General features: G+C 39.0%; 17 protein-coding genes and 1 pseudogene. 4 read left to right on the top strand and 14 right to left on the bottom strand.

Features of this window, described 5'->3' with window-relative positions; all coding sequences use genetic code 11:
• Positions 1-143 precede the first annotated feature (143 nt).
• From proC to deoR, 5 genes are all read right to left on the bottom strand, one after another.
• Positions 144-947 carry a pyrroline-5-carboxylate reductase gene (gene proC / locus AC3ANL_RS06450; RefSeq protein WP_488328413.1) on the bottom strand — a complete coding sequence of 268 codons (804 nt, stop codon included), beginning with the start codon at positions 945-947 and terminating at the stop codon, positions 144-146.
• Between the two features lie 22 nt (positions 948-969).
• Positions 970-1482, bottom strand: coding sequence for a DUF3189 family protein (locus tag AC3ANL_RS06445; protein ID WP_488328412.1), 513 nt, complete (start codon positions 1480-1482; stop codon positions 970-972).
• A 127-nt stretch (positions 1483-1609) separates the two neighbouring features.
• On the bottom strand, positions 1610-2005 hold the full coding sequence (locus AC3ANL_RS06440) for a cytidine deaminase (RefSeq protein ID WP_488328411.1): 396 nt from the start codon (positions 2003-2005) through the stop codon (positions 1610-1612).
• A gap of 70 nt (positions 2006-2075) precedes the next feature.
• Positions 2076-2750 (bottom strand): deoxyribose-phosphate aldolase, encoded by a 675-nt coding sequence (gene deoC / locus AC3ANL_RS06435; protein WP_488328410.1) that lies wholly within the window; start codon positions 2748-2750, stop codon positions 2076-2078.
• A 154-nt stretch (positions 2751-2904) separates the two neighbouring features.
• A complete protein-coding gene (gene deoR, locus AC3ANL_RS06430; RefSeq protein ID WP_488328409.1) occupies positions 2905-3849 on the bottom strand; it encodes a DNA-binding transcriptional repressor DeoR in 945 nt (314 codons plus the stop codon).
• A 276-nt stretch (positions 3850-4125) separates the two neighbouring features.
• Between deoR and AC3ANL_RS06425 the strand changes: the two genes are divergently transcribed.
• Entirely contained in the window at positions 4126-6303 is a 2178-nt protein-coding gene (locus AC3ANL_RS06425) for an MMPL family transporter (RefSeq protein ID WP_488328408.1), read from the top strand.
• A 22-nt stretch (positions 6304-6325) separates the two neighbouring features.
• On the opposite strand, the gene AC3ANL_RS06420 is transcribed toward AC3ANL_RS06425, so the two are convergent.
• From AC3ANL_RS06420 to AC3ANL_RS06400, 5 genes are read right to left on the bottom strand one after another with little or no spacing between them, the layout of a single operon-like run.
• A complete protein-coding gene (locus tag AC3ANL_RS06420) occupies positions 6326-6874 on the bottom strand; it encodes a 2-oxoacid:ferredoxin oxidoreductase subunit gamma family protein (protein ID WP_488328407.1) in 549 nt (182 codons plus the stop codon).
• A gap of 2 nt (positions 6875-6876) precedes the next feature.
• A complete protein-coding gene (locus AC3ANL_RS06415; RefSeq protein ID WP_488328406.1) occupies positions 6877-7629 on the bottom strand; it encodes a thiamine pyrophosphate-dependent enzyme in 753 nt (250 codons plus the stop codon).
• Positions 7626-8690, bottom strand: a complete 1065-nt coding sequence (locus AC3ANL_RS06410; RefSeq protein WP_488328405.1) for a 3-methyl-2-oxobutanoate dehydrogenase subunit VorB — start codon at positions 8688-8690, stop codon at positions 7626-7628. Before AC3ANL_RS06410 ends, AC3ANL_RS06415 begins: the two co-directional genes overlap by 4 nt.
• A gap of 19 nt (positions 8691-8709) precedes the next feature.
• On the bottom strand, positions 8710-8940 hold the full coding sequence (locus tag AC3ANL_RS06405; RefSeq protein WP_488328404.1) for a 4Fe-4S dicluster domain-containing protein: 231 nt from the start codon (positions 8938-8940) through the stop codon (positions 8710-8712).
• 13 nt (positions 8941-8953) lie between these two features.
• A complete protein-coding gene (locus AC3ANL_RS06400; RefSeq protein WP_488328403.1) occupies positions 8954-9631 on the bottom strand; it encodes a hypothetical protein in 678 nt (225 codons plus the stop codon).
• A gap of 258 nt (positions 9632-9889) precedes the next feature.
• On the opposite strand from AC3ANL_RS06400, the gene AC3ANL_RS06395 reads away from it, so the two are divergent.
• The 3 genes from AC3ANL_RS06395 (at position 9890) to AC3ANL_RS06385 (ending at position 12758) form a co-directional block, all read left to right on the top strand.
• Positions 9890-11008, top strand: coding sequence for a metallophosphoesterase (locus tag AC3ANL_RS06395; RefSeq protein ID WP_488328402.1), 1119 nt, complete (start codon positions 9890-9892; stop codon positions 11006-11008).
• A gap of 178 nt (positions 11009-11186) precedes the next feature.
• Positions 11187-12467, top strand: a complete 1281-nt coding sequence (locus AC3ANL_RS06390) for an ArsB/NhaD family transporter (protein WP_488328401.1) — start codon at positions 11187-11189, stop codon at positions 12465-12467.
• 12 nt (positions 12468-12479) lie between these two features.
• Entirely contained in the window at positions 12480-12758 is a 279-nt protein-coding gene (locus tag AC3ANL_RS06385) for a hypothetical protein (protein WP_488328400.1), read from the top strand.
• A gap of 37 nt (positions 12759-12795) precedes the next feature.
• Here the strand turns inward: AC3ANL_RS06385 and AC3ANL_RS06380 are convergent, their stop codons facing one another.
• From AC3ANL_RS06380 to gndA, 4 genes and pseudogenes are all read right to left on the bottom strand, one after another.
• Positions 12796-14592, bottom strand: a complete 1797-nt coding sequence (locus AC3ANL_RS06380; RefSeq protein ID WP_488328399.1) for a putative bifunctional diguanylate cyclase/phosphodiesterase — start codon at positions 14590-14592, stop codon at positions 12796-12798.
• A gap of 615 nt (positions 14593-15207) precedes the next feature.
• The gene (locus AC3ANL_RS06375; RefSeq protein WP_488328398.1) at positions 15208-15783 is read right to left on the bottom strand and encodes a dihydrofolate reductase family protein; all 576 of its coding nucleotides are present in this window, start codon (positions 15781-15783) and stop codon (positions 15208-15210) included.
• A 114-nt stretch (positions 15784-15897) separates the two neighbouring features.
• Positions 15898-16944, bottom strand: a pseudogene (locus AC3ANL_RS06370) (IS1595 family transposase).
• Between the two features lie 503 nt (positions 16945-17447).
• A complete protein-coding gene (gndA, locus tag AC3ANL_RS06365) occupies positions 17448-18860 on the bottom strand; it encodes an NADP-dependent phosphogluconate dehydrogenase (RefSeq protein WP_488328397.1) in 1413 nt (470 codons plus the stop codon).
• Positions 18861-19079: the final 219 nt, after the last annotated feature.

The following is a 19079-nucleotide window of genomic DNA, read 5'->3' as shown; positions in this document are numbered from 1 at the left end:
TTATTAAATAAAATATACAATGAAAATAGTCGAACAAAGTCGAATTAAAAAAGAAAATTATTCTTTTGACGACCTCATTAATCATAGTCTCACTTCTAAAAAACAAAAGGATCCACATGAATGGATCCTAAATTTTTGTAACTTCATTTTAAATTTCTCGCTTTTTCTGTACAGCTCTCCATGGCAGCCAAAATGGAACCCCGGAAATGTTCTTTCTCTAGGGTTGCAACAGCTTCAATGGTTGTACCGCCTGGAGTACAAACATCATCCTTAAGTACACCTGGATGTATTCCTGTCTCGAGAACCATTTTGGCAGCACCTAAAATTGCCTGTGCCGCAAGACGATATGCTTTTTCTCTTGGAATTCCCTGACGCACTCCCCCATCAGCCATTGCCTCAATTAACATGTACACATATGCTGGGGACGAGCCGCTGATGGATGGTACGGCATCCATTAACGATTCTTCCAAACGCTCTGTTTTACCGAAGCAATGAAATAGATGCTCGACCTCACTTATCTCGTCTTCGTTGAGATAAACATTTGCACAAATAGCACTCATTCCTTCACCTACTAATGACGGCGTATTGGGCATCGTCCGAACAACCCTGACTTGAAAGCCAAATAATTCCTCAACATCCCTCAAGCTGAGGCCTGCAGCGATAGTAACAATTATTGCTTGTGGATTGATTGCTCGTTTTATTTCTTCAACTACCGCAGCATGTAGGTTAGGTTTCACTGCAAGAATGAGTATGTCAGCAAACTTGGCAACCTCTATGTTATGTAGTGATGTAACAATACCATAAGTCTCCTTTATTTTATGAACCGTTGCTTCTGTTGCTGCACTTGCCATAAGATTTTCTCTAGGAATAAAATTTGATTTTAATATCCCTGCAATCATTGCTTGTGCCATTTTCCCCGCACCAATAAAGCCTATCTTTTTATTCATCTTGTTTCAGCACCTTATCCTCTTACTTGTACATCTCATTTTCTAATATAATCACTTTTTCTGCAAAGTTTGTTCTTCCAACATCTTTTGTATTTTCAACCAATCGGTAAATATTATCGCAGCATTGTTTGGCACCGATTACTAATAACGGTACCCCGATAAAATCTATTTTTAATCCTCTTGAAAAAAAACCACCCATTGACATGGCGAAGGGCACTGTTGGGGACGTATTGGATAACACAATTTTTTCGTCAAAATTAAATTTTTCTTGTAACAATAAACTCATTTCTTTTAAGGCAGGGACAACATATTTATTTCTTTTTCGTCCTATCGTATAAACTGTGTTGCCCTCATCATCTTCCCCATGGAAAATTAACTTGCCGAAGTCTTCCTTTGTTAGCTTATTAAAGAATTTCACATTTAATATTTCATCCTTCGTTAGTTTTTGCTCTGTTTGGGGTAATCTTTTTAAATGATAGGCCGCCGCTAAAGATGTGGTATGTGTCCCACCATAATCATTATAAATATAAATCATGGTATCATCCCTTTTTTTTCTCTTTTTAATATGTTCTTATGTTCTCCCATCAATTCTCTATTAATGTAGGAACATCTATATAAAAAAAAGAGAAGTAATCCAAAAGATTAGCTTCTCATCATCTTTTCTATTTAAGATCACTAGGGGAAAATGCACCAGGCAGTAAATCCTTAACCTTAACTCGTTGAATATCGCCCTTTAAGTTGGTAAGTACAACTTCCATTTCCGCATCACACAGCTCCGAAATCACCTGACGGCAAGCCCCGCAAGGAGTAACTGGACCTTCTGTATCAGCGACAATTGCAAGGGAATTAAATTCGGTTACACCCTCTGAGTATGCTTTAAACAATGCTGTCCGTTCAGCACAATTCGTCATGCCGAATGAAGCATTTTCTATGTTACAGCCACGATAGACAGTCCCATCCTTTGACAAGAGGGCTGCACCTACCTTGAATTTAGAATATGGAACATAAGCAAACTCTCTTGCTGTATGTGCTTCTTGTATAAGTTTCTTTTCTTCCAACTCACTCACGCTCCGCTAGGTAGTTTTTATGCTGGATCAATTTCAATGGGTTACCCTCGTATTTATATAATTAATAGTTATTTTGAGACAGTTCACCTTTAGCAATCGAAACACCAGAACTTGCACCAATACGGGTAGCTCCGGCTTCTACCATTGCCAATGCATCCTCACGGCTGCGAACACCTCCAGAAGCCTTCACACCAATTTCAGGACCAACGGTTTGACGCATTAGGCGGATATCTTCAACAGTAGCTCCGCCTGTCGAAAAACCAGTAGATGTCTTTACAAAATCTGCCCCTGCTTTTACAGAAAGCTCACATGCTCTAATTTTTTCTTCATCTGTCAATAAACATGTTTCGATGATGACCTTGACTAATGCTTTTCCTTTTGCTGCTTCTACAACGGAACGGATGTCATTTTCAACTAAATCATCCTGTTTGTCTTTTAATGCGGCAATATTTATCACCATATCAATTTCATTTGCTCCGTTTTCAATCGCATTTTTTGTTTCAAAGGCTTTCGTTTCAGACGTTGATGCTCCTAGAGGGAAGCCAATGACCGTACAAACCTTCACTTTTGGAGTATCTGCAAGCATTTCAGCTGCAGTTTTGACCCATGTAGGGTTAACACAAACAGATGCAAATAAATATTCCTTTGCTTCTTCCACTATTTTGATGATTTCTTCTCGACGTGCATCTGCTTTTAATAATGTATGATCAATCATATTGACAATATTTTGTTTCATTATAATATCCTCCCAATTTAACTAAACTTTTATACAAGATTCATAGTTTTTTCACATCATAACTATAACAAAAATATGAACATTTGTAAATATATATATGAACAAATGTAAAAACATTTTCAAACCTAAAACAACAATAGGCTTTTTATATGGACTATTGTTGTTTATCAAGTAAGAACTTAGCTGTAAATTGATCCGTGATCAGAACATTCGCGTATTTACCTTTTAATGCTCCATAGATTCCATCAATTTTATTCGGCCCTCCGGCAACTATGATTGAATATTCCTTCTTCCTCAATTCATCGAGATTGACTCCAAGGGTTCTCTCGTCCAGGCTCTCATTACATATCTCGCCATCCTTATCAAAGAATCGTGAGCAGATATCACCAACTGCTTTTCCATACAAGGATTCCATATCACTTTCTGTAAAATAGCCTAATTGAAATAATAAGGAGTCTGTCTTAATGGAACCAATCGTGAATATGGCTATGTTAGCTTCTTTTCCTAATTCCAAGATTCTTCGAATATGTCGGTCCGCTTCCATCGCCTGTTTAACGACTACATGGTCAACAATTGCAGGTAACGGTAGATTATGAGGCGTAGTATTATATGCCTTGCCAAAAAGATACAATATTTCGGAAGCGTATGTATTGGTTTCCGCATGACTCACGCCGCCTTTTAATTGAACCACTTTCACATTTTTTACAAACTTCTGCTTCAGTTCCATGGCAATATGATAGACTGTTGTTCCCCAAGTCACCCCGATAATATCATCTTCCTTTACAATTTCATCAAGAAAAATGGCAGCCTTTTCGCCAAGATAATTTTTTATTATATGATTTTCATATTGCGGAATGGAAGCAATAATTACTTTTTTCAAATTGAACTTTTTTTCTAATTGAACAGCTAAGTTTTCGACATCATCAGTTGGATCCATAATGGTGATTTGGACGATGCCATCACTCTTCGCTTGCTGTAATAACCGAGATACAGTGGGTCGGGAAACACCCAATACCTTGGCAATCTCGCTTTGGTTGTAATCCAATAAATAATATAGCTTGGCAGCTTCAATGACCTTACTCAATTTTTCTCGATCCACTCATCTCACCCAAATTGTTATATTTTTTCTTTATTGTATCAAAAATATATCGATTCTCATAATTTCTTTGCATTTGTAAAAATCCATTTGAACAAAATTACATGATGAAAATCGTTAGAATAAAATGAATTGACAAAATTGATTGGGGGAAAATTTACTAAGTGAAGTAGGTTTGGTTTATATACCAGAATTGACACGAAAACGAAAAAATCGTCTGAAATATTTTATTCTACTGTATACTAAAATAAGGAAAATAGTTCCTTTGAGGAGGCGATCATGTTGGAGAAGTTAGGAGGGTTCATCTTTCAAAAGCGGAAATGGATATTAATGATTTGGATTTTAATTATAGGCTTATTTGGTTCTTTCGCCCTGCATTTACCATCTGTTTTAAGTGGTAATGGCTTTGAATATGCCGGCGAGTATCATGAAACAAGAAAAATAGTAGAAGAAAACTTCGGGCATACCAAATCTTCCATTATTTTAGTTTTTGAAAAAGATGAAACAGTTAGCGACATGTATTTTAGAGGTTTTATTCAGGATACATTTGAAAAACTAGATAATTTTGATGGGGCTGCAACCATGATCTCACCGTTAAAAAAAGACGGAATGTACAAAGACCAGTATGCATATGGACTCCTTACTTTTAACCAAAAAGCCGAAAACCTTGGAAAAGAAATCGGGCAACTCAAAGAGCTCCTTCACAATAAACAGGGTGTTAAAGTCACCATGACAGGGGAACCAATAATTGTTCAAGACCTTAATGCTGCCAGTCAAGAAGATTTAGCTAAAGCAGAAATGATTGGGCTGCCGATTGCCTTAATTGTCCTTATTCTTGCCTTTGGTGGTTTAATTGCTGCCGCTCTGCCACTTGTTATCGGCGTAATCTCAATATTAACAACGATGGGGACGGTTTATTTTTTTAGTTATCAAACTAACCTTACTATTTTTATTCTAAACATCATTCCAATGATTGGACTTGCCTTAAGTATTGATTTTGCGTTGTTATTTATTAACCGCTATAAAGAGGAATTACAAACGAAATCCATCCAAGATGCAATTAAAACGACCGTTGCAACGGCAGGCCGGTCAATCATTTTTTCGGGACTCTGTGTTTTTATCGGATTATCTGGGCTATGGTTTATTCAAATAGATATTTTTCAAAATGTTGCCCTTGGCGGTATGCTTGTCGTTCTAATGTCTGGACTTTGTGCCTTAACCTTTTTACCTGCTCTTCTTGCTTTAATCGGGACAAACATAAATAGACTGAGTATCTTTCGGATAGCAGACAAGCAGGAGAGTATATGGCATAAATTTGCAATGCTTGTAATGAAGCGCCCAATTATTATGGCAACAGCAGCACTTGTCCTTCTTTTGATTGGACTTATGCCTGTAAAACAGATGGTTTTAGCGATTCCCGGCACCGATTCTTTACCGCAAAAATATCCTTCACGATTGGCTTTAGAAACATTTCAAGAGCATTTTATCGCTAAAGAAAGACGAGACGAGAAAAAGGTAACCATTGTTCTTGAAACAAATAGCCCAATAGTTGAAAGGAACAACTTAAAAAAGGTAAATAAGGTTATTCAAAGTTTACAGAAAGATCAGCTCGTATACACTGTTGACTCCCCATTTTCAGCGACGAGAATTTCGGATGATCAACAACTTTATCAATTGCTCACAAAGGGTGATAAAAAGGTAGTAACCCCGATTATGGACTACTTTATCCGAGACAATAAAATGCTTCTAGAAGTGTATTTAAAAACAGGAGAACACTCTGCCAAAGCCCGACAGTGGGTAAGTGATTGGTCCCATAAAGATTTAGGTGTAAAGGCCAGCTTTGGCGGTTCAATTAAATTTGAACAAGAAATTTTTGCTGAGATATACCAAAAGGCTCCATATGGATTATTATTAATTGTTATTACAACTTTTTTTATCCTTATGGCAGCCTTTCGCTCCATCCTGATCCCATTAAAAGCTATATTAATGAATGTATTGAGCCTAGGATGTACCTTTGGAATTGTCGTTTGGATTTTTCAGCAGGGACATTTGGGAATAACACCTGTTAATATTGCATTAATCTTACCTGTTTTCGTTTTCACCCTTGTGTTCGGTCTTTCCATGGATTATGAAGTCTTTCTCATTTCAAGAATTCAAGAGTTTTATTTAAAAACAGGTGACAATAGTGAAGCTACAATAGCTGGTTTAACTTATACCAGTAAGATTATTACCTCTGCTGCTGCGATAATGATTGTTGTTACAGGTGCGTTTGCCTTCACTGGGGTGATGCCGGTCAAGCAACTGGGAGTTGGGATTGCAATCGCCATTTTTATCGATGCAACCATTGTAAGGATGGTTCTTGTTCCAGCATTAATGAAGCTGTTAGGTGATTGGAACTGGTGGTTTTTTGGCTATAATAATATTCGTCAACGAGTAAAGAATAAGAAGCCAGCCTAAGTTTTTAGGCTGGCTTTCACTTTTAGGATATAGGTATATGTGCAAGCGAAGAACCTTTTTCGAGAGCAAGCTTATTAATCTCAAGTAGATGATGTTTATCCGAAGATAGGACCTTCTTTAACGATTCTATAATCGACGCCATTGAAACTATTTTGCGGTACTCCAAAAATGCTCCTAATAAAATCATATTGGCCACACGCGGATTTCCCAGGTCATTTGCTAAATCTGCAGCACTAATTTCCACAATCTTTATATCCTCACGTTCTGATGTTCTAACAACAAGTGAAGAGTTTAATAGTAAGAACCCCCCGGGGCGAATGCGCGGCTCAAACTTATCAAAAGATGGGTTATTTAATACAATGGCTGTCGACGGCCTCGTAACGAGTGGTGAACCAACGGGTTCATCACTTACCACAACAGCACAATTTGCCGTGCCGCCCCGCTGTTCTGGTCCATAAGAAGGAAGCCATGAAACGCCCTTACCTTCGAGCATACCGGCATAAGCAATAAGCTGTCCCATTGACATGACTCCTTGGCCGCCGAAACCTGCAATAATAATTTCTTCAAGCATCGTTAGTTCCCTCCCGCTTTGTTCTTATAAACCCCAAGGGGATATACGGGAACCATATTGTCCTTTATCCATGCAAGGGATTCCGCTGGGTCAAGCCCCCAGTTTGTCGGACAAGTTGACAATACCTCTACCATTGAAAAACCTAAACCTTTCTTTTGCGTTTCAAATGCTTGCTTAATGGCTTTCTTTGCCTTTTGGATATGTGGGACATCATGGGCTGAGACTCGTTCGATATAAGCTGCACCATCAAGTGTAGCGATCAGTTCACATACCTTAATTGGCGCCCCCTGAATCCTAACATCACGCCCGTATGGAGTGGTTGCTGTTTTTTGTCCAATTAGCGTGGTTGGAGCCATCTGCCCCCCCGTCATGCCATAGATAGCATTATTGACGAAGATAACCGTTATATTCTCTCCTCTTGCGGCAGCATGAATGACTTCACTTATTCCAATTGAAGCCAAGTCCCCATCACCTTGGTAGGTAAAAACAAGCCTGTCAGGTAAAACACGTTTCACCCCCGTGGCTACTGCGGGTGCACGGCCATGAGCTGCCTGCGTCATATCACAATTAAAATATTCATACGATAATACCGAACATCCTACTGATGCCACTCCAACTGTATCTTCTAAAATATTTAGTTCTTCCAAAACTTCTCCAACAATACGGTGAATTACTCCATGTGTGCAGCCAGGACAATAGTGCGTAGGCTTATCCGTCAACCCGTTTGTTTTTTTAAAGATGGTTTTCATCGTCATACAGGTATCCCCCCGGCAATCGACAGAATCTTATCATAAATTTCCTCTTGAGTAGGGACAACGCCGCCCGTCCGCCCAAAGAAGTCTACCGGTGCACATCCATTTACTGCTAATCTAACATCTTCAATCATTTGTCCTGCACTCATTTCAACAGAAATATACCCCTTTATGCGATCTCTTGTTTCAATAAACGGTTTTTCAGGGAATGGCCACAGAGAAATTGGCCTTATTAAGCCAACCTTTATCCCTTTCTTCCTTGCTTTATTAATGGCATTTAATGTAATTCGTGCAACAGTTCCAAATGCGACCATAATATAATCGGCATCATTCAGTAAGTAAGATTCATAGCGGACTTCATTTTCTTTTATCATGGCAAACTTCCGCTGCAGGTTTCCATTCCGCCTTTCTAGACCTTCAGCGTCCAGTTCAAGTGAAGTGATAATTTTCGGACCTCCATCGCCGCGGGTTCCGGTAGTAGCCCACGCTTTTGGATCCTGACCCAATTCAGAACGTTCGCCAAATTCTACTGGTTCCATCATTTGCCCTAGCATGCCGTCTCCCATTAAGATAACTGGTGTTCGGTAGCGGTCGGCGATGTCGAAAGCCGCTTGTGTTAAGTCGACAATTTCCTGTAAGCTTGCTGGTGCTAAAACAGGAATGTTGTAATCTCCATGTCCGCCGCCTTTTGTTACTTGAAAGTAATCGGATTGTGCGGGCTGAATATTTCCTAAGCCCGGACCTCCACGAACAATATTACAGATCACAGCAGGGAGCTCTGAACCCACTAAATACGATATCCCTTCTTGCTTTAGACTAAAGCCAGGACTTGAAGAGGATGTCATTACCCTCACCCCTGTACTAGCAGCGCCGTAAACCATATTAATAGCCGCTATTTCACTTTCCGCTTGTAAGAACAGACCACCTACTTCAGGAAGTCTTCTTGCCATATAGGCAACAAGCTCACTTTGAGGCGTAATGGGGTAACCAAAAAAGTACTTACAACCAGCATGAACGGCCGCTTCCGCAATTACTTCATTCCCTTTCATTAACACTTTCCCCATCCGTAACTCTCCCTTTCCCTCACACAGTTTGCAATATTTTTACAGGTTTATATACAGAAATAACGGAATCCGGACAAATTAGGCCGCATTTAGCACAGCTGATACAATGCTCCTGGTCAACAACATATGCCGGCCGATACCCTTTTCCATTTAAATAGTCAGCTAGAAAAATAACATTTGTTGGACATACCTGAACGCAAAGACCACAAGATTTACATATTTCCTCGTTGAAAACAACCTTTTTTTCCATTGAATTCATCTCCTTATCCTTCCCAAGGCACTTTCATATATCGGTCAATAAATACAACCTCATGGTTATTCGTAAAGTCTTCCACAGCCTGTTTCAAATGTCCTGAGATGGTCGTATATAAAAAAGGTATTTCAAGCTTTTCGGCTAATCTGTTACTTAACTCATATCCTTTCTCAATATCCTTTATGGTTGTATCAAAGCCAATGTTTGAGTTATTAATAATTCCTGTAACCTTGAGGCGAGAGGCCTTCTCTATTTGCTCCACAGTAAAGATGGCCCCTTCCAATGTACTGACATAGGGGCGATTACCGTTTAATACAAACAATAATTCAGGCATTTGCTGTTTCCATTCATGATAATATTGTCCAAGTGCTGTTGCCCCATCTTTATCTCCACCAGCATCTACGATTAACCGGTACCTATAGTCATGCAATACTCGATAAATCTCCCCAGAAACAATCGGCAGGTCTGCCGATGCAAGCTGACCTCTTGGAGCAATTAATTCAACATCATACTGTTGAAACATGTCCGCTACATCGCGTGAGCGAAAATAGGGGTTTATTATATCTAAATCAGTGATGGCTACTTTTTCATACTTTAATCTTTCGGCCAATGCTAGATTTATCGCAACTTCTGTTTTACCACTTCCAAAATGGCCGGATAAAATGGTTATCTTATTTTTTTGTTCCAACGACTGAGACACTTCCTTCCATTTAAATGAAGGCGTTTGCGTTAATGATTTCAAATGTTTTCCAAGAAGTATTTATTTTTTTCTATTATAAATCTTCTCCTAGCTCCACCGCTTTGAAAAAAGTCACACTTCACTAGATTGTCATAAAGTGAACCCTCAAACTACGAGGCTTTTTTACTGCCATATTATCGGGATAATTTACTAAGAAAAAACAATACTATGAGTACGGAAAACCAAGATGTGCTGGAGGTATTCTTAGTGGACAAAAAAAAGTCGTTATTATGGATATGTTTTCTTTTTCTTTTTTGGCTTCCATGGTCTACCCGTTCTTTTGCAGTCGAGACCAACCCCAATCAACAAGGAATAGTTGATTTACGTATACTAGAGACAACCGATTTACATGCAGATTTGATCAATTATGATTATTACCAAACGAAAATAGACAACCGGATTGGTTTAGTCAAAACTGCCACATTAATCCGTAAAGCTAGAAATGAGGTCAAGAATTCCTTATTGTTTGATGATGGAGATCATTTAAAGGGAAATCCGCTTGGAGAGTATTTAGCGAGAATCAGAGGCATGCACAAAGGAAAAACACATCCAGTTTACCGAGCATTCAACTATTTGAAATATGATGCAATTGCCCTTGGTAATCATGAATTCAACTATGGATTAGCGTTTTTAAATAGAGCCATACTCGGGGCCAAAATGCCTGTTTTAAATGCGAATGTTTTTTCCGTAAATAAAAATAAACCGTACTTTACTCCCTTTGTGATTTTAAAAAGGAAAGTGATCGACCAAAGTGGCGGACAACATGAACTAAAAATTGGCGTTATTGGCTTTATGCCCACACAAATTATGAAGTGGGACAAGGCAAATCTTGAGGGAAAGGTCATGGCAAAGCCCATTTTAGAAGCAGCAAAAGAGTTTGTCCCCATGATGAAGGCTGAAGGGGCAGATGTCATCATTGCCCTTGCCCATACCGGGATTAGCAGCGAACCCTATAACCCTGAATCAGAAAACGCTGTCTATTATTTAACTAAAATCCCCGAAATTGATGCCGTATTGGCTGGACATTCACATAGTGTATTCCCAGGCCCAGTTTATCAACACGTTTTAAATACCAATATAGAGACCGGAGAAATTAATGGGAAGCCGGTTGTTATGGCAGGTGCCTTTGGGAGCAGACTCGGTATAATTGATCTACAATTACGAAATATTGCCGGCAAGTGGAAAGTGGTCACGGGAAGATCCTTTACAAGACAGATAGCAGATGAAAATGGCAAGCCCCTTGTAAAAACAGATATAGGATTGTATAAATTAGTGAAACAAGAACACGACGAGACGGTCGACTTTATTAAAAAATTAGGATTATAAGAGTGGATAAATACTAACGTGCAGAATTTTCAGAATAAATTACTCTTTACATCACGAGTATAGTTTTATAAAATAAGATAAAATACATTTATTGAACTGAGGTGGAGTCTGTCAACACAGGCTCCTTTTTGCATTTTTTTAATATATGTATAAAAACTTGAGGAGAAGAGGTCCATTTATGTCAACACAAGCAATTATCGCTATTGGTGTATTTCTCATCACATATGCCTTTATTGTAACAGAAAAAATCCACCGGACCATTATTGCGATGGCTGGCGGAATTATGATGGTATTATTAGGAATTGTCGGGCAGGAAAAGGCTCTCCATCATATTGATTTTAATACTCTCGGATTATTAATTGGTATGATGATTATTGTCGCCATTACTTCAGAGACTGGTTTGTTTAAATACATAGCGATTTGGGCTGCAAAAAAGGTGAAAGGCGATCCTTTAAAAATCTTGATTGCCCTCGGAATCATTACTGCTTTAGGATCTGCTTTTTTAGATAATGTCACGACTGTTCTATTAATGGTTCCTGTGACCTTTAGTATTACAAGGCAATTACGAGTTAATCCGATTCCCTATTTAATAACGGAAATTTTTGCTTCGAACATTGGTGGAACTTCCACATTAATCGGAGACCCACCCAATATCATGCTTGGCAGTGCAGTTAAAGAATTAACTTTTATGGCATTTATAAATAATCTAACGGCCATTTCATTTTTTATCTTATTCGTTAATATCGCCATTTTAACATTTATTTATCGAAAACAGCTCAAGAGCTCAGATGAATTAAAGGCTAGTTTAATGGATCTAGATGAAAGGGAAGAAATTACCGATAAGCCGCTCTTGGTTAAATCATTAATTGCCCTTTCTTTAACGATTATTGGTTTTTTCCTGCACCAACTGCTTCATATCGAATCCGCAACAGTCGCATTAGCAGGGGCATTTTTATTACTTCTTTTAACTGGTGAAAAATATTTAGATAAATCATTTTCAAAGGTAGAATGGACAACCATTTTCTTCTTTATCGGGCTTTTCGTTCTTGTCTCAGGTTTGATTGAAACAGGAGTCATTTCATTATTAGCAGATTATTCTGTTCATCTTACAGGCGGTGATGTCGCATCAACATCGATATTAATTTTGTGGGTTAGTGCAATCGCCTCTGCATTTATTGATAATATTCCGTTTGTGGCCACCATGATTCCAATGATTAAAGATATGGGAGACCTCGGAATTAATAATTTAGAACCGCTGTGGTGGAGTCTTTCCTTAGGCGCATGTTTAGGAGGAAATGGAACCTTAATCGGGGCAAGTGCAAACGTCATTGTTGCCGGACTCGCTGCGAAAGAAGGATATCCTATTACATTTGGAAAGTTCTTGTTAATTGCCTTTCCATTAATGATCCTCTCCATCATCATTTGTACGGTTTACATTTATTTACGATATTTAATCTAAGGGGGAATAAATATGGTCGTAGCGTATAGGTATAATGAAAAACTGCTCAATTTAAAAGAATTACCTAACGGTGATGATATTGAATTTTCAATTACCTTATTTGATAGTGAGTTAAAGAAAAACTTGAGGAAGGTTAGGGAATTTTTTGATGAAAATAAGGTACTTACTGATATCCAATATTACATTCATTCCAATAACAAGTATCAAGTGATTGTACGAAAAGACTTTTACAATGAATTTTTAATCCAAATGTTTAGACAGCAATTAATACAAGAGTTGAAATGGATATAAAAATAGGGCGCCATCGGCTGAGATGGCAGCCCTTTTTTTACGGAAGAAAGGAATTACCTACAATATCTCTGATTGAGTTTACTTCAACAGGCTTACCGATATAATACCCTTGCGCAAAGTCACAATTTCCCTTTTCTAAATATTTCAATTGTTCTAGCGTCTCAACACCTTCTGCAACTACTTTTAATTTTAAATTATGGGCAAGAGAGATGATCGCTTCTGAGATGGTAAGGTTAGCCTCATCCAATTCAAGATTCATTATAAATGATTTATCAATTTTCAAAATATCGATTGGGAATTTTTTTAAATAACCCAATGAAGAAAAACCAGTTCCAAAGTCATCAATAGAAATGGTGATTCCAAGTGCTTTTAGGTTATTTAAAACAAAAACTGCGCTTTCTGGTTCTTTCATGATAGTACTTTCCGTTAATTCCAAATCTAAAGCATGCGGCGGTAATCCTGTATCATCAAGGATCGTTTTAATGATTTCTTCAAGGTTCTGTTTGTGGAATTGCTGCGGCGAGATGTTCACGCTGACAGTCAGATCCTCGAATCCCTCAACATGCCATTTCTTACACTGCATACAGGCTTCTCTCAATACCCATTCACCGATGGGAGCAATAAGCCCAGTTTCCTCAGCAATATGAATAAACGAATCAGGGTATAAGAGCTGATTTTCTTTGCTCTCCCACCTAATTAATGCTTCCATTCCATTGATTTTCCCCGTTTTCAAATCCATTTTAGGCTGATAATGGAGCACAAATTCATTTCTTAATAACGCTTCTCGTAAATGGAGTTCCATATCCATACGGACCATTGCGTGAACCTTCATATTAGCAGCAAATAATGAATAACAGTTTCTTCCCTTTTCCTTTGAATGATACATGGCGAGATCCGCATTTTTGATAAGTGTATTAATATCTTCACCATGCTGTGGATGTAAGCTAATCCCAATACTCGGTGAAATATTAAATTTTTGGCCATAAATGGTGAACGGTTCTTCCATTACCTTTAAAATATGATGACTTATTTCACATGCTTCCTTACTAGAAGATAACTGAGGGACCAAAAAGAGAAATTCATCCCCACCAAATCTAGCCAGAATGACCTCTTCTCCAATTGCCCCTGTTAATCTGTTAGCAACCGATTGTAAAAGAAAATCACCTGCTTCGTGTCCCAAACTATCATTAATAACTTTGAAATGATCTAAATCAAGCAAAAATAACCCCAACATACTTTTAACATTCGCATGTTGGATTTGATATTTTTCAAAGTAAGCTTTAATAAACCAACGATTGGGCAGACCCGTTAAAGCATCATGATAAGCCATATGGGCAATTTTCTTTTCGGCATTTTTTAGTTCCGTAATATCCAAACCAAAACCGAGAAGATATTCATCACTTGATTCTGGCAGTTGAATAATCGTTTTGCCCGTAAACATGTAAGACTCTTTTCCTTGAAATCCTGTCATTGTCTCAGTTGTAATCAACGTTCGCTTACGCCATACTTCTAGATCAAATCTACGAATCATTTCAGCAATGTGCTCTGGAAAAAAATCAAAAACAGTTTTACCAACTAATTCCTTGAGGTCCATTCCATTTAACTCACATGCTTGCTTATTCGCAAAGATTGTCTTACCTTCAGGATCTTCTAAAAAAACATTCATAGGCAAGGCATCGAGAATCAGCAAGTGTAAGGAGGAATTTAGCCTGAGCTCCTTCAAAAGCTCGTTTTCTCGATGTTCCAGCTCAGCTATTCTTAATTTTAATGTTTCAATGCTTTCATCTACATGGGATGGTCGGTCCACTTCTTTTTCCCGCCTTTTGACAACCAATCTTTTTAAACCCTAAACCTTAATTATATTTTATAACTGTTAATCACACTATTTTTTTTAATTTCCAACAATTTAATGAAATTATTAAGAAAAGCGGAAGCGCCCTGTTCAGCGGCGTATGGCCTCCTCGGAAAAGCTAACGCTTTTCCTTCGTGCGATGCCCATGCTGCCGACGCCTTCCTTATGGAGCGCTCCAGCTGAGATAAGGTGAAACTTCAATCAGCGAATGTTCTTCTCGCTGATTGTTAGTTGAGCCGATCGCGTTTAACGGGCAGTTGAGAATCTACTGCCCGTTAAACGCGAAAAAGGAAACACGAAGAGCCGGAGGTGCATTCGTGCTTGACTTATCGTAGGGCGGAGAGCGAAGGACACTAGCCGCTAGGGCGCTGGAGCTGAACAATTCTCGAAGCCAAAACTTATATATTCTTATATTACCAAAAAAGAACAAATTTTAGTTGCCTTCATTATTAGGACATTTTACATATTGTAAACTCTTTATGAAAAGGCTATGTTAAATTCTAATGTTGATTTGTGACCATAAGAAAACCGCCTTTGTGAAAAGGCGGTTAATTGAGCTATCGTCTCCCGTTAGCGTAATCACCTTAAGTGAAAAGGTCATCTTACCTTCTGGTATACGAGACCTATGGATCCAGAATCAAAGGTCTTGTTTTCGATTAGCTTAAGATTGATCTTCTCCTTGAGACCTTGGAATAACGGCAATCCCTTACCGATCAGGACGGGAGAAACCGTAATTTTATACTCATCAATTAAATCAAGCTGCATAAGGTGGTGTGCGAACCTAGGACTGCCGAGGATGACCATATCCTTGCCTGGCTGCTGTTTGAGGTTATTGATCTCTTCCTCGGCATCTTCTTTCACGAGTCTGGAATTATTCCATTCGACTTTCTCCAGCGTCGTGGAAAAAACGATTTTGGCTGTCTTCTCGATCCACTCGGCATGATTCCGTTCATGCTGCGAAGCTGATGGGTTCGAAGGCACAGATGGCCAGTAACTGTGCATCATCTGATAAGTCCCACGTCCCCAAATGACAGTGTCGGCAGTACTCAGAATTTCTTTCGCGTGTTTTTCCAAATCAGCATCGTAGGAAACCCAGCCAATGTCCATTTCACCATTCGGCCCTTCTACAAAACCGTCAAGCGATGCGTGCAGAAATAGAACGAGTTTTCTCATTTTCAGTTCTCCTTTGTTCATGAGGGATATCTACATTATACATTAACTATATTTTAGCATAATTCAACTTGGGTTATTTCTTATGAATTGCTAATCCCAAACCTGCCCGTGAGCTTAACAAGAATAAGCAGAAAGCCGAAGCTTTGTGTTCGTGTCGGTGACAGTAAACAGGCACGATTTGACCAACATATTTTTCTTATTCGATGAGGTATTCTCATATTCCTTGTTGTCTATTAAACGGAACCAAGCCAAATAATGTTGCAAATATTTGGTTGCAACACCATTGAAGCGGTCCATCCATTTCTTCAAGCGGCTGTGATAGCTGTTTACGTTTTGGATATAGTACACGCCTTTGACACGTTGTTTTCCATCGGACTTGAATCGGTAATGAGCCAAGCCCTTTGCATTTGCATAGGAGCTGAATGCCCGCCAGGAATCCGTGCAAAGCACGTTTGAATCCGATAGATGACCGCCAATCGCCTCATCTAATTTCGTTGTCCGAATGCGACCACGCCCAAGAACGCCAGAGTACGTCATTTTCTGACGGTCACGGGCAACGAGGACACATACTTGGTCCTTGCTTATGCCACGATATTTGGCTTTTCCGCCTCGTTTACGTGGCTTGCGTTCGGTGATGTTCCGCTTGCCCTTTTCCGAGTACAGAAAGTAGGTCTCGTCCATTTCAACGATACCTTGGAATGATTCGGTTGGAATCTGTTTCAGGGCAGCAAGTATCTTATGTCGCCAGTAAAACAAGGTGACATGTGTGACTTCGTCGTTTAATTGTTCGGCACATTTTCTCAGCGAATAGCCCTCAATCATGCATTCAATAAAACGAACCCACACATGAGGTCTTCTCGTTCGTTGAAGAGGTGTGTTTGTAAGGTCATTAAAGGTTTAGCAACAGGATTTACAGCGGTAACGCTGACGTTTAACCTCTCCAGTACGTGTTTTTACGGCGTACTTCCCAAAACGAACGACAGAAATGGTTTTGCAATGCGGACAAACAAGCCCATCTTTGTGCTTCTGCTCCTGGATTTCATCAATTGCTCGAACGGGGGCCGACACACCCTTGGTTCGGGATTGCAAAAAGAAGATAAGTTCCTGCTTACCACTATCGTCTAATGTATCAGCAAGATTTTTTAGCTCCTTTAAATCCATAGACAAATCATCTCCGAACCGAATTGTTACCTTTATCATAGAATATTCGTTCGTAATTATCAAATATCAACATTAAGGTTTAACAAAGCCTATGAAAAAAAGAAAAGCTGTCCAAAGCCCTGTTTACGGAGACTTTGAGACAGCTTTTCTTCATATTTAAGAATTTATAAGTTTTGACTTCGAGAATTGTCCAGCTCCAGCGCCCTAGCGGCTAGTGTCCTTCGCTCTCCGCCCTACGATAAGTCAAGCACGAATGCGCCTCCGGCTCTTCGTGTTTCCTTTATCGCGTTTAACGGGCAGTAGATTCTCAACTGCCCGTAAGAACCCGATCGGTTCAACTAACAATCAGCGGGAAAAACGTTCGCTGATTGAAGTTTCACCTTATCTCAGTCGGAGCGCTCCATAAGGAAGGCGTCGGCAGCATGGGCATCGCACGAAGGAAAAGCGTTAGCTTTTCCGAGGAGGCCATACGCCGCTGACCAGGACACTTGCGCTTTTCTTCATTATTCCATCCAGTGGGTATGGAAAATCCCTTCTTTATCGATACGTTGGTAGGTGTGCGCACCGAAGTAATCACGTTGTGCTTGCAAGAGATTAGCTGGAAGCGTCTCTGTTCGGTAACTATCATAGTAGGAAATGGCACTAGCAAATGAAGGAACCGGAATCCCACGCTCAATTGCTACAGCAAGAACTTGACGTAAAGCAACCTGGTAGCTTTCCACTATTTCTTTAAAATAAGGATCTAATAAAAGATTTGCTAATGCCGGATCACGATCATAAGCATCTTTAATTTTTTGAAGGAATTGAGCACGAATAATACAACCACCTCGGAAGATCATCGCAATATCACCATAGCGAAGATTCCACTCGTATTCTTCGGAGGCAGCCCGCATTTGGGCAAAACCCTGGGCATAAGAACAAATTTTGCTCATATACAAGGCTTTACGAACAGCTTCAATTAGCTCTTCTTTGTTTCCATCGAATGGCTTCACGTTAGGACCATTTAGTACCTTACTAGCCTTAACACGTTCTTCTTTCATAGCAGAGATAAAGCGTGCGAATACTGATTCTGTTATAAGGGGAAGTGGTACACCTAAATCTAGGGCATTTTGGCTCGTCCATTTACCAGTCCCTTTTTGTCCTGCAGTATCAAGAATGATATCAACCATCGGCTTGCCTGTTTCTTCATCTATTTTAGTAAAAATGTCTGCGGTAATTTCAATTAAGTAGCTATCTAATTCGCCTTTATTCCAATCAGCAAAGACATGGTGAAGTTCTTCGGCGCCTAAACCAAGGACATTCTTCAAAATAAAATAAGCTTCAGAAATTAATTGCATATCCCCATATTCAATACCGTTATGTACCATTTTCACATAATGACCGGCACCGTTTGGACCAATATAAGTACAACATGGGTCTCCTTCGACCTTAGCAGAAATTGCCTCTAAAATCGGCTTCACAAGGTCATAGGCTTCCTTTTTACCACCGGGCATAATCGAAGGACCCTTTAAAGCACCTTCTTCTCCACCAGAAACACCTGTCCCAATAAAATGGAAACCTGCTGTTTCCAACTCTTTATTGCGTCTAATGGTATCCTTAAAGAACGTATTACCACCATCAATAAGAATATCACCTTCTTCAAGAAACGGCTTTAAAGAATCAATTGTTGCATCAGTAGCCGCACCTGCTTTAACCATTAATAAAATTTTCCTTGGTTTCTCTAACAAGTTGACAAACTCCTCAACGGATTTTGCACCAACAAAATTCTTACCTACTGCTTCCTCATTTAAGAATGCCTCTGTTTTATCATAGGAGCGATTAAAAACGGCGACAGAATAACCACGGCTTTCAATATTTAATGCAAGGTTTTTTCCCATAACGGCTAAGCCAATGACACCAATTTGTTGTTTAGTCATTTATATCCCTCTTTCTTCTTTATCTATTTTTAGTAATGAGGTATTCCCTTTTCAAGAATAGTTTGCTCCAATTAAAGAGTATAACACTTATTTACTGTTTATTATTATTGATTAAGCTTATAAAATTCCAAAAAAATATTTTTAATTCGTCACTTAATGTTCAAGAACGTCACTTTTTGTTCAATATTGAGCATATTATTTATTTTATAATAGATGTAT

The organism is Neobacillus sp. DHD-1R, assembly GCF_057747995.1.
Note: the sequence above shows the minus strand (reverse complement) of the source record. Positions and strands in the feature narration are given on the sequence as shown.

Coding starts and splice junctions, on each gene's coding strand:
- proC (WP_488328413.1), bottom strand. CDS start 947: ATGAATAAAAAGATAGGCTTTATTGGTGCGGGGAAAATGGCACAAGCA.
- AC3ANL_RS06445 (WP_488328412.1), bottom strand. CDS start 1,482: ATGATTTATATTTATAATGATTATGGTGGGACACATACCACATCTTTA.
- deoC (WP_488328410.1), bottom strand. CDS start 2,750: ATGAAACAAAATATTGTCAATATGATTGATCATACATTATTAAAAGCA.
- AC3ANL_RS06425 (WP_488328408.1), top strand. CDS start 4,126: ATGTTGGAGAAGTTAGGAGGGTTCATCTTTCAAAAGCGGAAATGGATA.
- AC3ANL_RS06420 (WP_488328407.1), bottom strand. CDS start 6,874: ATGCTTGAAGAAATTATTATTGCAGGTTTCGGCGGCCAAGGAGTCATG.
- AC3ANL_RS06415 (WP_488328406.1), bottom strand. CDS start 7,629: ATGACGATGAAAACCATCTTTAAAAAAACAAACGGGTTGACGGATAAG.
- AC3ANL_RS06410 (WP_488328405.1), bottom strand. CDS start 8,690: ATGGGGAAAGTGTTAATGAAAGGGAATGAAGTAATTGCGGAAGCGGCC.
- AC3ANL_RS06405 (WP_488328404.1), bottom strand. CDS start 8,940: ATGGAAAAAAAGGTTGTTTTCAACGAGGAAATATGTAAATCTTGTGGT.
- AC3ANL_RS06390 (WP_488328401.1), top strand. CDS start 11,187: ATGTCAACACAAGCAATTATCGCTATTGGTGTATTTCTCATCACATAT.
- AC3ANL_RS06385 (WP_488328400.1), top strand. CDS start 12,480: ATGGTCGTAGCGTATAGGTATAATGAAAAACTGCTCAATTTAAAAGAA.
- AC3ANL_RS06375 (WP_488328398.1), bottom strand. CDS start 15,783: ATGAGAAAACTCGTTCTATTTCTGCACGCATCGCTTGACGGTTTTGTA.
- gndA (WP_488328397.1), bottom strand. CDS start 18,860: ATGACTAAACAACAAATTGGTGTCATTGGCTTAGCCGTTATGGGAAAA.